The organism is uncultured Polaribacter sp. (assembly GCF_947503875.1).
Taxonomy (GTDB): Bacteria; Bacteroidota; Bacteroidia; order Flavobacteriales; family Flavobacteriaceae; genus Polaribacter.
In genome coordinates this window covers 92,135-107,995 of record NZ_CANNFH010000007.1, presented here as the reverse complement: position 1 = coordinate 107,995, position 15,861 = coordinate 92,135, and the positions used below count along the sequence as shown (strand labels likewise).

Annotated in this window: 8 protein-coding genes; all 8 read left to right on the top strand. The window is 30.8% G+C overall.

Going from position 1 to position 15,861, the window contains the following annotated elements; genetic code table 11:
* The first annotated feature begins 111 nt into the window (after positions 1-111).
* The 8 genes from Q0684_RS12025 to Q0684_RS11990 all read left to right on the top strand — a co-directional run bounded on the left by Q0684_RS12025 (position 112) and on the right by Q0684_RS11990 (position 15,824).
* On the top strand, positions 112-1,077 hold the full coding sequence (locus Q0684_RS12025; protein ID WP_366140213.1) for a glycosyltransferase: 966 nt from the start codon (positions 112-114) through the stop codon (positions 1,075-1,077).
* Positions 1,078-1,219: 142 nt separating this feature from the next.
* Entirely contained in the window at positions 1,220-2,887 is a 1,668-nt protein-coding gene (locus Q0684_RS12020) for an MFS transporter (RefSeq protein WP_299017093.1), read from the top strand.
* 10 nt (positions 2,888-2,897) lie between these two features.
* Complete coding sequence (locus Q0684_RS12015) at positions 2,898-3,905, top strand: N(4)-(beta-N-acetylglucosaminyl)-L-asparaginase (protein ID WP_299017092.1); 1,008 nt, start codon at positions 2,898-2,900, stop codon at positions 3,903-3,905.
* A gap of 628 nt (positions 3,906-4,533) precedes the next feature.
* A complete protein-coding gene (locus Q0684_RS12010) occupies positions 4,534-7,344 on the top strand; it encodes a triple tyrosine motif-containing protein (RefSeq protein WP_299017090.1) in 2,811 nt (936 codons plus the stop codon).
* A gap of 207 nt (positions 7,345-7,551) precedes the next feature.
* On the top strand, positions 7,552-10,554 hold the full coding sequence (locus Q0684_RS12005; protein WP_299017088.1) for a TonB-dependent receptor: 3,003 nt from the start codon (positions 7,552-7,554) through the stop codon (positions 10,552-10,554).
* A 12-nt stretch (positions 10,555-10,566) separates the two neighbouring features.
* On the top strand, positions 10,567-12,057 hold the full coding sequence (locus tag Q0684_RS12000) for a RagB/SusD family nutrient uptake outer membrane protein (protein WP_299017086.1): 1,491 nt from the start codon (positions 10,567-10,569) through the stop codon (positions 12,055-12,057).
* A 20-nt stretch (positions 12,058-12,077) separates the two neighbouring features.
* Positions 12,078-14,081: a carbohydrate binding domain-containing protein gene (locus Q0684_RS11995; protein ID WP_299017084.1), complete on the top strand. Its 2,004-nt coding sequence runs from the start codon at positions 12,078-12,080 to the stop codon at positions 14,079-14,081.
* A gap of 27 nt (positions 14,082-14,108) precedes the next feature.
* The gene (locus Q0684_RS11990) at positions 14,109-15,824 is read left to right on the top strand and encodes a glycoside hydrolase family 16 protein (protein WP_299017082.1); all 1,716 of its coding nucleotides are present in this window, start codon (positions 14,109-14,111) and stop codon (positions 15,822-15,824) included.
* The last annotated feature ends 37 nt before the right edge of the window (positions 15,825-15,861 follow it).

The window sequence follows — 15,861 nt, the reverse complement described above, 5'->3', positions numbered from 1 at the left end:
GTTTCAATCACGGCTAAACTTGTTTGCCAACTTTTAGAATACGCATACAATAAAGTTCAATTTTTAAATTCCTTGTAATTTTTTTATTGCTTACATTTGAAAACATAATTTATAATTACAATTATCAAACTACAATTCTCTATAATTATTCCTGTTTACAATCGTCCAAAAGAAATAGACGAGTTGTTGACTAGTTTTTTAAAGCAAAATTTTAAAGAACATTACGAAATTCTAATTATAGAAGACGGTTCAACAGAAAAAAGTGATGTAATTGTAAACAAATACAAATCAGAATTAAATATATCTTATTTTTTCAAAGCAAATAGTGGCGCAGGCGCTAGCCGTAATTTTGGCATGCAAAAAGCAAGCGGCAATTATTGTATTATTTTAGATTCAGACGTTGTTTTGCCTTCACATTATTTAACACAAGTAAGCAAAGCTTTACAACGTAATTATACAGATGCTTTTGGTGGGCCAGATACTGCTCATAAAAGTTTTACGCCAATGCAAAAAGCCATTAATTATGCCATGACTAGTTTTTTAACCACAGGCGGAATTAGAGGTAAAAAGAAAGGTGTTGGTAAATTTCAATTAAGAAGTTTCAATTTGGGTATTTCTAAAAAAGCTTTTTTAGAAACCAAAGGGTTTTCTAACATGAAAACAGGAGAAGACATCGATTTAACCTTTAGACTTTGGCAAAAGGGTTTTAAAACCCAATTAATTACGTTCGCATTTGTGTATCATAAAAGAAGAAGCACATTACCACAGTTTTTAAAGCAAACCTTTAGTTTTGGTGTGGCAAGACCAATTTTAAACAGAAAATATCCTGAAAGCAAAAAAATAACATTTTGGTTTCCTACACTTTTTATACTTGGTTTTTTGCTAAGTTTAATTTTTAATTTATTGGGTTTTCCCTATTTCCTATACTTTTATTACATCTATTTTTTGTTGATAGTAATAGATTCTTTCATTCAAAATAAAAGTATAAGTGTTGCTTTTTTTAGTATAATAACTACGTTTACACAGTTTTTAGGTTATGGTGCTGGGTTTTTTAAAAGTCAGTTTTTAAACAAATAATTTATTTATATAGTTTATTTGCTTTCTATATTTTACCTTTCTGCTGTAAATTTAAAACAATAGAATTTATTTTAAATCGTCTCTTTTAGTACAAATTAGAGGCTATTGTATTTAAAAATCATCAAAAATCAATACTAAAAAAATGAACAACCAAAACAACAAATCTGCCTTAACTACTTTAGTTACGGTTTTCTTTTTCTGGGGTTTTATAGCCGCTTCAAATGGTGTATTTATACCCTTTTGCAAAACCTATTTTAACATCGATCAATTTCAATCGCAATTGGTAGATTTTGCTTTTTATGGTGCCTATTATATTGGTGCTTTGTTGTTATTTATTTTATCGAGCGCAGTAAATAAAGACATTTTAAATAGTTGGGGTTATAAAACAGGTATTGTTTATGGTTTAATATTATCCGCCTTAGGCGCATTTGTAATGTACTTTGTTATTAATGGCGCACAACAAGGGCAAACCGAAGTTTTTTACTTGGTTTTAATAGCATTGTTTATTGTAGGTTTAGGTTTTTCCTTACAACAAACGGCTGCAAATCCTTTTACAGTAGAGTTGGGTGAACCTAGTAAAGGCTCTCATCGTTTAAATTTGGCAGGTGGTGTAAACTCTTTAGGTACCACAATTGGCCCAATTGTTATTGCACTAATTATTTTTGGATCAACACCACTTTCTGGAGACGAATTGGCAGCTATGATAGCCAATAACCAAATAAAATTAACCACCTTACAATTGTTGTATTTGGGTGTAGGTTTCTCTTTTTTGTTGGCAGCAGCATTATTTCACTTTTCTAAAAAATTACCCCAAGGCAAGTCAGATGCTACTTTTGAAAAAGCCAACAAAGCAAAAAATATTTTAATAGTACTTTCTATTATTATCGCCATTTGTTTTAGTATGATTTTTATGACCTACACAGAAAAAACAGACGCTTTAGAGGCTTTAGAAAACAAAAGATTACTGTTATTATGTATTGCATTATTGGGCGTTATTGGTTGTATTTGGTTTGCTAATGCAAGCGCATCTAAAAACTCAAAAGGTTGGGGCGCAATGAAATATCCACAATTGGTTTTGGGTATGCTAGCCATATTTATGTATGTTGGTGCAGAAGTAACCATACAAAGTAATTTGGGCGAATTATTAAAGTTTGTAACCGATAAAGTAAAGAATTTAAACGCATTAAACTTACCTGCTTTAACAGACGCAGCAATTGCACCTTTTATTTCTTTATATTGGGGTGGTTTAATGATAGGACGTTGGGTAGGAGCAATTACAGTTTTTAATCCGAGTAAAGGACTTAAAAAATGGTTGTTAATTAGTGTGCCTTATATTGCGTTTGCAGTTATTTTGGGTGTAAATTTTGGCAAATATTCATTGCATGAAATTCTACTTTTTTCTGTGTGTGTTGCCGTACAAATTATCGGTTTTTTTCTAGCGAAAGATAATCCTGTAAAAACACTTAAAATATTTAGTTTTCTTGGTATTACAGGTATGTTATTAGGCGTTTTTACAACGGGTAATTTGGCATTATTTTCACTTTTATCTGGTGGTTTATGTTGTTCTATTATGTGGCCTTGTATATTTACATTAAGTATAGCAGGTTTGGGTAAATACACCTCTCAAGGTTCTGCATTTTTAATAATGATGATTTTAGGTGGTGCAATAATACCACCTTTACAAGGTAAATTGGCAGACATATTTAGCATACAATCTTCTTATATTTTGGCTGCTTTGTGTTTTGTATATTTATTATTTTACGCTTTTAGAGCAAAAACAGTTTTAGATAAACAAGGGGTTACCTATTAATTTTTGAGGTATGAAAAGAAGAAATTTTTTAAAAAAAGCATCTGTTTCTGGTTTAGGGTTGGTTGCAGTATCGTCAACTTTAGTAAGTTGTGATGATAAAAAAGTTGTAAGGCCTGTAAAAACAGCAGAGTTAGAAGTTGTAAAACCATTGGTTATTGCCACTTGGAAAACAGATTTAGCAGTAGAAACTGCAGCAGCAGTTTTAGAAAAAGGAGGTACAGCATTAGACGCAGTAGAGCAAGGTTGTAGAATAGAAGAGGCTAATGAAAAAGGACAATCTGTAGGTAAAGGTGGTTTACCAGACAGAGATGGCAATGTAACCTTAGATGCCTGTATTATGGACGATAAGGGAAATTATGGGGCAGTTTTGGGCGTAAAAAATATAAAACATGTAATTTCTGTGGCTAAAAAAGTTATGGAAGAAACACCACATGTAATGTTAGTTGGTGATGGTGCAGAGAGTTTTGCAGTTTCTAAAGGTTTTAAAAGAGAAAACTTATTAACTGAAGCAGCTAAAAAAGCTTGGGAAAAGTGGAAAATTAAATCTGAATACAAACCCATTATAAATATAGAAAATCACGATACTATAGGCATGCTAGCAATAGATAAAAAAGGCAATATTTCTGGAGCATGTACTACAAGTGGATTGGCTTATAAATTACCAGGTAGAGTAGGAGATTCTCCTATTATTGGAGGTGGTTTATTTGTAGATAACGAAGTTGGTGGGGCTTCTGCCACTGGTTTAGGTGAAGAAGTTTTAAAAACAGTGGGTAGTTTTTTAATTGTTGAGTTAATGCGACAAGGAAAATCGCCACAAAAAGCATGTGAAGAAGCTATTGGCAGAATTGTAAATAAACCCGGAAAAGATTTTAAAAATTTTCAAGTTGGGTATATAGCAGTTAATAAAAAGGGAGAAACTGGTGCTTATTCTATTCATGAATGGTTTAGTTACAATGTTTACAAAAACAAAGAAAATAAAAATATTAAATCAGATTTTTATAATAAACCTAAAGCTTAATTTATAAATTACTTTTTAATGGCACAAAAAAAACCTAAACTTTTAAAGTTTAGGTTTTTTTAAATTATAAGATGTTTCTAACTATCGGCCATTAAATATTACATAAATATTTGTTGCCGAAAAATAGATATGATATTTATTTTTAATTTTTACCTGCTTTGTTAAATTCATTTATCATGAAATATGCCCAAAGTATTACGCATATGCCCACAAAAATGGAAAGATAGAAAATTATATTATCTGCGCTCACGGCTTATTAGTTTTATGTAAATCATTACGCCTAATAAAGTCGGAGCCCAAAGGCCAAGAAAAATTCCGTGTAATTTATCACCTGTTAAAAAAAGATACTCTGCCACTATAATTATTAGAACACATAAAGCCAACATTAAGAAGTTAGCAATACCTATATTCTTTATGAAATTCATTCGCTTGTTAAATTTGACATAAAAGTACAGAAATAAAATTGTATTGTAATTAAATATATTCAAAACTTGCAAAATTAATTTGTGTAAGTAAAATAATAGCTCTAATTTCAGACACTATAAACTATACATTTAGTTTTTTAAATTATTTAAGATTCTTTATTACAGTTATTTATAGGTCTTTTTAACACTACATTGTTTTACATATGGGCACTCAAAAAAAATATTTATTTTTTTCATTTCTACTTATAACAAGTTTTTTTCAGTCTTTAAACTCGCAAAAAATCCCTCCTATACAAGTATATACTTCAAAGGACTATAAGGCAGAAAATCAGAATTGGGCTATTAGTCAAAACAAAACAGGTTTTATTTATGTAGCTAATAGTAAAGGGCTTTTAGAATTTAATGGTGCCTCTTGGAACTTGTTTGAAACTCCAAATCAAACTATTATGAGATCTGTTTTAGCTCACAAAAATAAAATTTTCACTGGTTTTTATATGGATTTTGGTTTTTGGAAAAAAAACAGTTTTGGAGATTTTAAATTTACCTCTTTAGTAAACCAATTAAATATTAAAATGCTAGAAGATGAGCAGGTTTGGAATATATTAGAATTAGATGGTTGGATTCTTTTTAAATCTTTAAAAAGAGTTTATTTATACAATTTAGAAACTTCACAAGTTAAAATTATAGAAGTTAAAAATAGACTACAAAAGATAGCCAATGTAAACGGAGTTATTTATTTTCAAGAAATTAATAAAGGTGTTTTTAAAATAGAAAATGGTAAACCAAAACTTGTTTCAAATCATCAATTGGTAAAAGAAAATTTAATTATAGATTTTTTTAAGAAAGATAATCAGTTGTTGTTTTTAACCGAAGAAAAAGGTTTTTACACCTTAAACCAAAACCAAATTAATAAATGGAATATAGAAGCTAATGAAATATTAGAGCAAAAAAAAATATACAGTGTAAAAAAACTTTTAGATGGTAGTTTTGCCATTGGCACAGTGTCTAATGGTTTAATTTATTTAAACAAAAATGGCACTGTAAATTATAATGTAACACAAGCAGATGGGCTTAGTAATAATACAATTTTATCGGTTTTTGAAGACCGAGATAAAAATATATGGCTGGGGTTAGATAATGGTATTAATTATATAAATAACACTGATGCTTTTAAGATGTACAATAGAAAAATAGATTTTCTAGGTACTATTTATACAACAATTGTTTTTAAAGAAAAACTTTATCTTGGTACAAATCAAGGGCTTTTTTATAGAGAAATAAATTCTGATAAACCTTTTAAATTTTTAGAAAAAACCGAAGGACAAGTTTGGAATTTGACCATTATTAACAACACGTTATTTTGTGGTCATAACTCAGGTACGTTCATAATTTCAGATACTAAAGCAAATACTATTTTTAATATTTCGGGTACTTGGAGTTTTTATAAAATTAATGATGCTACAATTTTACAAGGATGTTATGATGGGCTATATGTGCTTAAAAAGATAAATAAACGGTGGCAGCTATCAAACAAAATTGCTGGTTTTAATACTTCTAGTAAGAGTCTTGTAAGCATTAATAAAAACAATTTTTTTATAAATCACGAATACAAAGGGGTTTTTAATGTTACGCTAGATAAGGACTATAAAAGAGTACTTAAAGTTTCTAAAGAAAATTCTTTAGAAAAGGGAATGCATTCCAGCATGATTAAGTATCAAAATAAAATACTATATGCTGTAAAAGAAGGTGTTTTTATTTATAATGAAAATGAACATACTTTTAAGAAAGACAGTGTTTATAGTCAATTATTTTCTGATAATAATTTCTTGTCTGCAAAACTTATAAATGATAAAGCTAAAAACAGGGTGTGGCTATTTTCTAAAAATAGTATTAAATATTTATTTCCAGGTAAACTAAGTAATAAGGTAAATATTAAAAAAATTTATATTGAAGAATCTATACCTAAAGCAGTTTCTGGCTACGAAAACATTTTACATTTAAAACACGAGAAATACTTAATTGGGACTTCAAATGGATATTTAGAAGTAGATTTAAATGCAATAAAGAAACCCGAAAATTTTGAAGTTCATATAAATAAAATAGAAAATTTTATTACCGATGAAACTTCAAAAAAAATCAAATTATCAGAAAGTAAAACCTTTTTAAATAAAGAAAATAATTTTATTTTTTCATATAGTGTGCCTTATTTTAACAAAATAAATAAGACAAAATATCAATATCAATTAGTTGGTTTTAATAAAGGTTGGAGTGTTGCTCAAAATAAAAATTCAGTTTTATTTAAAAATATACCATTTGGAGATTATACCTTTAAAGTTAGAGCTATAATTGAAGGCACAGTTAGTGGTAATGAAGCTACGTATAATTTTTCTGTAAAAAAACCTTGGTATATATCTAATTTTATGTTGGTTATTTATGTGTTATTAAGTCTTCTTGCCTTTTATTTAGTTCATGTTTTGTCAAAAAATTATTATGCAAAACAAAAACAAGAAATGCTAGAAAAGGCAAATAAAGAGGCCGCCTTAAAAGAGTTAGAAAGTTCCCAGAAAATTATAAAATTAAATAACGATAAGTTGAGGGTAGATATTGAAAGCAAAAATAGAGAGTTGGCTACATCAACCATGAGTATTATAAAAAAGAATGAATTTTTAAATACAATTAAAAATGAATTAATATCTGGTAAAGGAAAAAATATAACTAATGTGGTTAAAATTATAGATACTAACCTTAACAATACAGACGATTGGAAACTTTTTCAAGAAGCTTTTAACAATGCAGACAAAAAATTTCTTGATAAAATTAAAGCAAAACATCCAGAATTAACGCCTAACGATTTAAGATTATGTGCTTACCTGCGTTTAAATTTATCCTCTAAAGAAATTGCACCGTTGTTAAATATTTCTCCAAGAAGTGTGGAAGTAAAGCGATATAGAATAAGAAAAAAAATGAATTTAAATCATAATGCCAACTTAACAAATTATATTTTAGAAATATAATACTACATCATTACTCATATTTACCACTACATAACCACAACATTTAGTGTTTTAAAGGTTTTTACTGAAATCTATATTCTTTAATAGTTAAAGGGAATTTTAAAGTTTTTTTAAAAAATTGAATTGTATGTTTTTTGTTGTGGTTATTTTTGTTGATTTAATAAAAATTTGTACCTAAATTTATCATAAAATTAAATAACCCATTTTATGAGAAAACAAATTTTATTTTTATTCCTCTTATCTATGGCTTTTTACACAAATGCACAAACATTTAATGTAAGTGGTATTGTTAAAGATGCAAGTAGCGGAGATGTGCTTCCTGGTGTAAGTATTGTTGTAAAAGATACAAATAAAGGTACTCAAACAGATTTTGATGGTAATTACTCAATTAAGGAGCTAAATACGAATACCATTTTAATTTTTAGATATTTGGGCTACAAGCAAAAAGAAGTAATGGTAACAGGGCCTAAATTAAATGTTTCTTTAGATTTAGAGACAGAGGCTTTAGACGAAATAATTGTTGTGGGTTATGGTAAACAGAAAAGAAAAGATGTAACTGGTTCTGTTTCTATTGTAGGAGAAGAAACCTTTGAGGTTTTAAGACCTATAGATGCTACAACAGCATTGCAAGGTACAACTCCTGGTGTTACAGTTAATTTATCTTCTGGTGCTCCAGGTGCAGCAGTAAACGTATTAATTCGTGGAGTTAGTTCCAATACAAATAACCAGCCCTTAACTATTGTAGATGGTTATGAAGGTAATTTAAACAGTATAAACCCTAATGATATTGAGTCTATTACCGTTTTAAAAGATGCACAAGCAGCTATATATGGTATTAGAGGTGCAAATGGTGTAGTCTTGGTAACAACTAAAAGAGGTAAACGAAATAAAGGGGCTACTGTAAAATACGATACATATACTTCCATACAGCAAACTACTAGAAAATTAAATTATTTAAATGCAACAGAGTACGCTTTGGTTTTAAATGAAGCATACGCAGCTAGCGGGCAGTCTTTACCTTTTAATGATGTTTCTCAATTAGGTCTGGGTACAGATTTTCAAGAACAATTGTTTAATAATGCTTTGTTAATGAATCATAATATAAGCGTTTCTGGTGGTGGAGAAAATTTCAGGTATTTTTTAAGTGCCAATAGAACAGACCAAGATGGTATTATTGCCGCAGATAATTCTAATTTTGAAAGAAATAATATCAAAATAAATTTTGATGTTGATATTACAGATAAGTTAAACTTCGCTTTAATTTCTAATTATTTTACCACAGCATCAGAAGGTTTTGATAATTCTGTGCTATTTAATGCCTTAAATTATTCACCTACATTTGGATTAAATGAAGATGATACTACTAATTTTTTAGGAATCGAATTAATTAATCCTCTAAATCAATTACAAAACACATTCAATAAAAATAATGGAAATGGTTTAGAAGGAAATTTTAAACTAGCATATAAACCCATAGATGGTTTAACAATTACATCTAGATTGGGGTATAAAATTTTTAATGAAAGAGGTAGAACATTCACTCCAATACAAAATTACGGAGAAAGTAAAGTCTTTAATACGCTACAAAGTTCTGTTTATCAATTTAAACAAACCTCTACAAGAGTAGTATTAGAAACTTTTGCGAATTATGAAAAAACTTTTGCAGAAAACCATAATACAACATTTACATTGGGTACAAGTGTACAAAACGATTTGTTTGACGGTATTTATGCAACAGGAATAAATGTGCCTAACAATTCTTTTGATTTCGCAGATTTAAGTTTAACAGATCCTTTTAATGAACAAAGAAGTTTAAACTCAGGAACATCAGACGTAAGATTAACATCTTATTTTTCTAGATTGCAATACGATTTTAAAGGGAAATACTTATTTTCTGGATTGGTTAGAAGAGATGCAGCCTCTGTGTTTGATAAAAATTTAAGAGTAGATCACTTTTGGTCTGCAACCACTGGTTGGAAAATTTCTGATGAAGATTTCTTAAAAGATAACAAAACTATTAGTTTTATGAAACTAAGAGCCAGTTATGGTACTTTAGGTAATTTAGTAGGAAACAACTTAAACAGATCTTTTTTAAGTGGCGAAGCAGAATATGTTTTTGATGGTGCATTAGTAAGTGGAGAAGCACAAGGTGGTTTGCCAAACCCTTTAGCACAATGGGAAACAGCTGTAAAGTTAGATATTGGTTTAGATATTAATTTGTTTAATGATAAAGTTGCTATTGTTGCAGATTATTTTGAAGAAAGCAGAGAGAATTTATTAATTCAAAACTTTCCAGTTTCTGGTATTTTAGGAAGTGCTGCTCCTGGTGGTGCAAATCCTACAGTAAATGCAGGTACTTCTAAAAATACTGGTGCAGAATTTGCTATTAATTATAACGCTATAAAAACAGAAAATGCTTCCTTAAATTTATCTTATAATGTAACTTATGTAAATAATGAAGTTACAGAAGTCGCAGGTGGCGCATTTTTAGAAGGAGGTTCTTTTGCTATTGGTAATTTACCGCCATCTAGAATGGAAGTTGGCCAGCCAATTGGTTACTTTTTAGGATTACAAACAAATGGTATTTTTCAAAATCAGGAAGAAATAGATGCACATCCTTCTCAAAGTGCATTGGGAGCAACCACAACTTCTCCTGGAGATATTAGATATGTAGATGTTAATGAAGATGGAGTTATAGATATTAACGACAGAACAAATATAGGAAAACCACAAGCAGATTTTTTTATGGGATTCAATATTGCTGGAACTTATAAAAATTGGGATTTTAGCGCTTACCTTTATGCTGAAACAGGAAGAGAAATTGTAAGAAATTACGAACGTTTTTTACCAAACGTAAACAAGCCTAACTATTATTTAGGAAGATGGACGGGAGAAGGAACAAGCAATACCATACCAAGATTAACAAATGATGCTACAAATAATAGATTGTTCTCAGACTTTTTTGTGGAAGATGGTTCTTTTTTAAGACTACAAAACATACAAGTTGGTTATAATCTACTTCCAAATACCTTAGAAAAATTAGGTATTTCAAAATTAAGACTATACACAAGTGTGCAAAACTTATTTACAATAACAGATTATTCAGGTTTTGATCCTACTATTAATGGAGGCGCAATTGGTGCAGGAATAGACTCGGGTACTTATCCTTCAGCAAGACAGTTTATCGTGGGTTTAAATATTGAATTTTAAAAAGAACAAAAGATGAAAAATATATATAAAACAATAGCTTTTACAATCATCATTACTACAAGTTTGTTCTTAACAACAGCTTGTGCAGATGAATACTTAGACGATCCTAAAATTTTTGCTATAGATTCAGAAAATTTCTTCAATTCAGAGCAAGATTATTACAATGCTTTAATAGGTGCTTATGATCCTTTACAATCTACATTTATCAATGTTTTAATGGGAGAGATAGCTTCTAATAATACTTTGGCTGGTGGAGAAAGCGCCACAGACGTTCCTGGTTATCAGCAAATAGATGATATGATTCATACACCAATAAATACACAATTACAAAATCTTTGGAGTTGGATGTATGGTGGTGTAAATAGAGCAACTTATATTATAGAGTTTGAAGATAAGACAGATTTTGAAGGCAAAGAAATTATTCTTGCAGAAGCTCGTTTTTTAAGAGCATATTATAATTTTGAATTGGTAAAATGGTTTGGGTCAATACCTATTAAACCAGAGGGTCGTTTTAATGTTGGAGACGAAAAGACAATTCCAAGAGCTCCTTTAGCAGAAGTTTATGCATACATAGAAAGCGATTTAGAATATGCAGTAGCAAACTTAAATTATACTGCACCACAAGTTGGTAGAGCAACAAAAGGGGCTGCAGAGGCATTATTGGGTAAAGTATATTTATATCAAGATAAATTTACAGAAGCGTCAAATATATTTGATAGTGTAATTAATAATGGTGGTTACATGTTAGAAACAGATTACAATAAAATTTTCGAGTTTCAAGGAGAAAATGGAGTTGGTTCAGTTTTTGAGGTGCAATACACAGATATTCAAGGTGCAGGTTTTGGTTGTTTACAATGCAGTGAAGGTAATGTTGCAGTAGGTTTTCAAGGTGTAAGAGGTTATACTGGAGATTCATTTACCTCTGGCTTTAGTTTTAATGTGCCAACGCAAGAAATGGTAAATCAATTTGAAGTCGGTGATCTTAGAAAAGATGTCGCCATTTTAGATATTGAAGCATGGGCTGCAACCACTGGAGCAACTTTTACAACCGGTTTTGAGCATACAGGTTTTTATAACAGAAAATATATTCCGCGTAAAAGAAGTACAGATGCTGCTGGGGATTTAAATTTAACAAATCCAAATAATTATAGAGCTATTCGTTTTGCAGATGTACTATTAATGGCTGCAGAAGCAAATAACAGAAAAGAAATTCCTAATGACACCAAAGCAAGATTGTTTTTAAATAGAGTTAGAGCAAGAGCTTTTGGCAATACAAATAATGAAATTACAGTTGGTGGTGCTGCCTTAACAGCTGCAATTTATCAGGAAAGAAGAGTAGAGTTAGTAGGCGAAGGTCATCATTTTTTCGATTTGGTTAGAACAGGAAGAGGAACGCAAATCCCTGGTTTTACTCCAAATAAAAACGAAGTATTTCCTATTCCATTTGAAGAAATTCAGTTTTCTCAAGGAAATTGGGAACAGAATCAAGGTTATACAAACTAAACATATTAATATTTAAAAATATGAAACAAATAAAAACAATATTTAAAGCATTTATAATATTAGTATTTGTAAGTGCTTGTACAGATAATGAAAATTTAGAATTCCTTGAGAATATTCCTGCACCTACAAACATATCTGCATTGCTAGAGATTACTCAAGATAATTCAGGATTGGTAACCATAACTCCAAACGCAGATGGAGCTATATTTTTTGATGTGTTTTTTGGAGATCTAAATGAAGAACCTGCTAAAGTAGAACAAGGTAAAAGTGTATCTAATATATATGCAGAAGGATCTTATGATCTAAAAATAGTAGCATTTAATGCTGTTGGAGATACAACCGAATTTATACAACCTTTAATAGTATCGTTTAACGCACCACAAAATTTAATAGTGGATATAGAAAATGATGCGAGTACTTCTAAACAAGTAAACATTACTGCAAATGCAGATTTTGCAACTACTTTCGAATTTTATTCTGGAGAGCAGGGTGTAACACAACCTGTATTAACAGGGAATATAGGTGATACAATTAATTACCAATATGTAGATGCAGGTGTTTATGATGTAAGAGTAGTTGCCAAAGGTGGTGCTATAGAAACAACAGAATTTACAGCATCTTTTGAAGTTACCCAAATTTTAGCTCCTTTAACGGCAGCTCCAAATCCATCAAATAGAACTGCAGAAGATGTGGTTAGCATTTTTAGTGATGCATATACAAATGTAACATTAGACGAATTACCAACTGATTGGTCGGTTACAAATTTTGAAGCGACAACTATAGAAAATAATAATGTTTGGAAATTAACAAATTTAGATTTTCTTGGTATTGTAACTAATTATACCAATGGCATAGAATTGTCTACAATGGAAAAAATGCATATTGATTATTGGGTACCAGAAGGAACTACAAATGGTTTATCTGTTAAAATTGTAAATACCATAGATGGAGGTGAAGGAGAGGCGTCTTTAGGAGAAACTATTGGTGGTACTTGGCAAAGTATAGAGTTAGATATTACAGCCTTTGATGAGGGAGATTTATCAAACAAAGAAAAAATCACACAACTTTTAATAGATTCAGATGGTGTTGCAGGAGTTGTTTATATTGATAATTTCTATTTTTATAAAGAGAGTTCATTGCCATCAACCTTTGATGACGGTTTATTAACAAATGGAGATTTTGAAAACGGAAGCGATTCTTGGTTAGTGGGTGTAGATGATAATTCTGCAGCGCCAGTTGTTACAGAAAACGGAAACACGTTTTATTCTGTAAATGTAACAAATGCAAACCCGTCAGAACCTTTTCAAGTAAATGTAAGTCAAAAATTAGAGATTGTACAAGGCAATACGTACACACTTACTTTTGATGCTTGGTCAGATAGAAGTAGAAGTATTATTGCAGGTATTGGTTTAAGTGGAGGCGCATTTACAAACGATTCACAAACCGTTGCAATTACAGCAACAAGAACTACATACACATTAACTTTATCTTCTGCCGAATTTGGTGCTGCAGACGCAAGAGTTTTATTCGATCTAAATGGTGAAAATGGCATGGTAAACATAGATAATGTGTCTTTAATTAGAGGTTTAGGTAATTTGCTAACCAATGGAAATTTTGAAAACGGAAGTGATTCTTGGTTGGTTGGTGTAGATGATAATTCTGCTGCACCAGTTGTTACAGAAAACGGAAATACTTTTTATTCTGTAAACGTAACTAGCGCAAATCCATCAGAACCTTTTCAAGTGAATGTAAGTCAGAAATTAGAAATAATACAAGGCAATACATACACATTAACTTTTGATGCCTGGTCTGATAGAGATAGAAGTATTATTGCAGGTATTGGTTTAAGTGGTGGCTCATTTACAAACGACTCACAAACAGTAGGCATTACAGCAACAAGAACTACATACACATTAACCTTATCTTCCGCAGAATTTGGTGCCGCAGATGCAAGAGTTTTGTTTGATTTAAATGGAGAAAATGGCTTAGTAAATATAGATGATGTTTCTTTATCTCTTAACTAAGATTAAAAAATATAAAAATAGAATATTATGAAAAAACTCAACAATATTTATATCATATTAATTACGTGCACCTTAGCATTTATTGGGTGTGAAGAAAAAGAATTTGAATTCGGAGAAATAGTTGCACCAAGCAATATAAAGGTTAATGTAAATGTTTTAGGTGCAGATGAAAATAACCCTTTTGGTGACGGTTCTGGATTAGTAACTTTTACAGCTACTGCAAATAATTCTAGTTCCTTTGTATATTTTTTCGAAGATCTTCCAGAAAAGGCACCATCTGGAATTTTAACCAAAAGATTTACTTCTGTAGGTGTAAACAAGTACAAAGTTGTGGTAAAGGCAAATGGTAAAGGCGGCGTTTCTTCATCAAAGACTATAGAAGTAGAAGTTTTTAGTTCTTTCTTAGATTTACAAGTCGAGTCTTTTTTAACTGGAGCGCAAATAACCCAAGATGCATCTGGTAATGATGAAATTAAACTAAATAGTGCAAGTTCTAAAACTTGGTATGTAAATAGTGCTGCAAATGGCGCTTTAGGTGTTGGCCCTACGTTTGCTTTTGATGTACAAATTAATGGAGGTCCTACGCAATATTATTTTCCAGCATTTTTTGCTGCCCCTTCAGGATCGGCCAATGAGTGTTATACAGATGACGAACTTACGTTTACCAAAAATGTAGATGGAAGTTTAACTTATGTTTTAGATAATAAAGGACAAACATTTTTTAACGGAAATGTAGCACATCAAGCAGTTGTGGGTGGCTCCGGCGCAAATGGAGATGAGTGTTTTGATTTTGATACAAGTACGGTAAGTACCGTTTCTCTTTCGCCAACTTCAGAAGATTGGTCTCAAGTACCCGACCCAGCTTTTAGTTCTAGAGGAACTGTATTAAATTTTTCAGATAATGGTTTTATGGCGTACTACGTTAGTGCAAACTCTTTTGAAATATTAGAAATTTCTGAAACTGAAATGCATGTTAGAGCTTTAGATGCCGTAGATTCTAATTTAGCTTGGTACTTTAAATTTACAACAGTAAAGCCAAATGATAATACCTTAGATTCTGCACTTACAAACTTAGTATGGGAAGACGATTTTAATACAGATGGTGCTCCAAATGCTGCAAATTGGACCTACGATTTAGGCGCAGGTGGCTGGGGTAACCAAGAATTACAAACCTACACAAATAATGCAGAAAATGTTATTGTACAAGACGGATTATTAAAAATAAAAGCGAAAGCAGACGGGGCAGGTTTTACATCTGCTAGATTAAAATCTGAAGGATTACAGGAATTTACATATGGTAGAGTAGAGGCTAGAGCAAAATTACCAGCTTCTCAAGGTACTTGGCCAGCAATTTGGATGTTGGGTGCAAACTTTAGCACAGTGGGTTGGCCAGAAGCTGGAGAAATTGACATTATGGAACAAAAAGGAAATGATAAAAACACAGTTTTAAGCACTATTCATTATCCTGGGAACTTTGCTGGTGGTGGACCATCAGAATCTACAGAGCTTACAACTTCTACCACAGAATTTCATAATTATACCGTAGAATGGTCTGCAATAGAAATTAAATTTGCAATAGATAATAAAGTTTATCACACTTTACCAAATGATGCGACTTTACCATTTAATGCAGATTTCTTTTTAATCTTAAACGTAGCAATGGGAGGTACTTTAGGTGGTGCTGTAGCCCCTGATTTTACAGAAGATATGATGGAGATTGACTACATAAGAGTTTATCAATAATATAAATCTTTATTGGTCGGGTATTTTAAAACGCGAC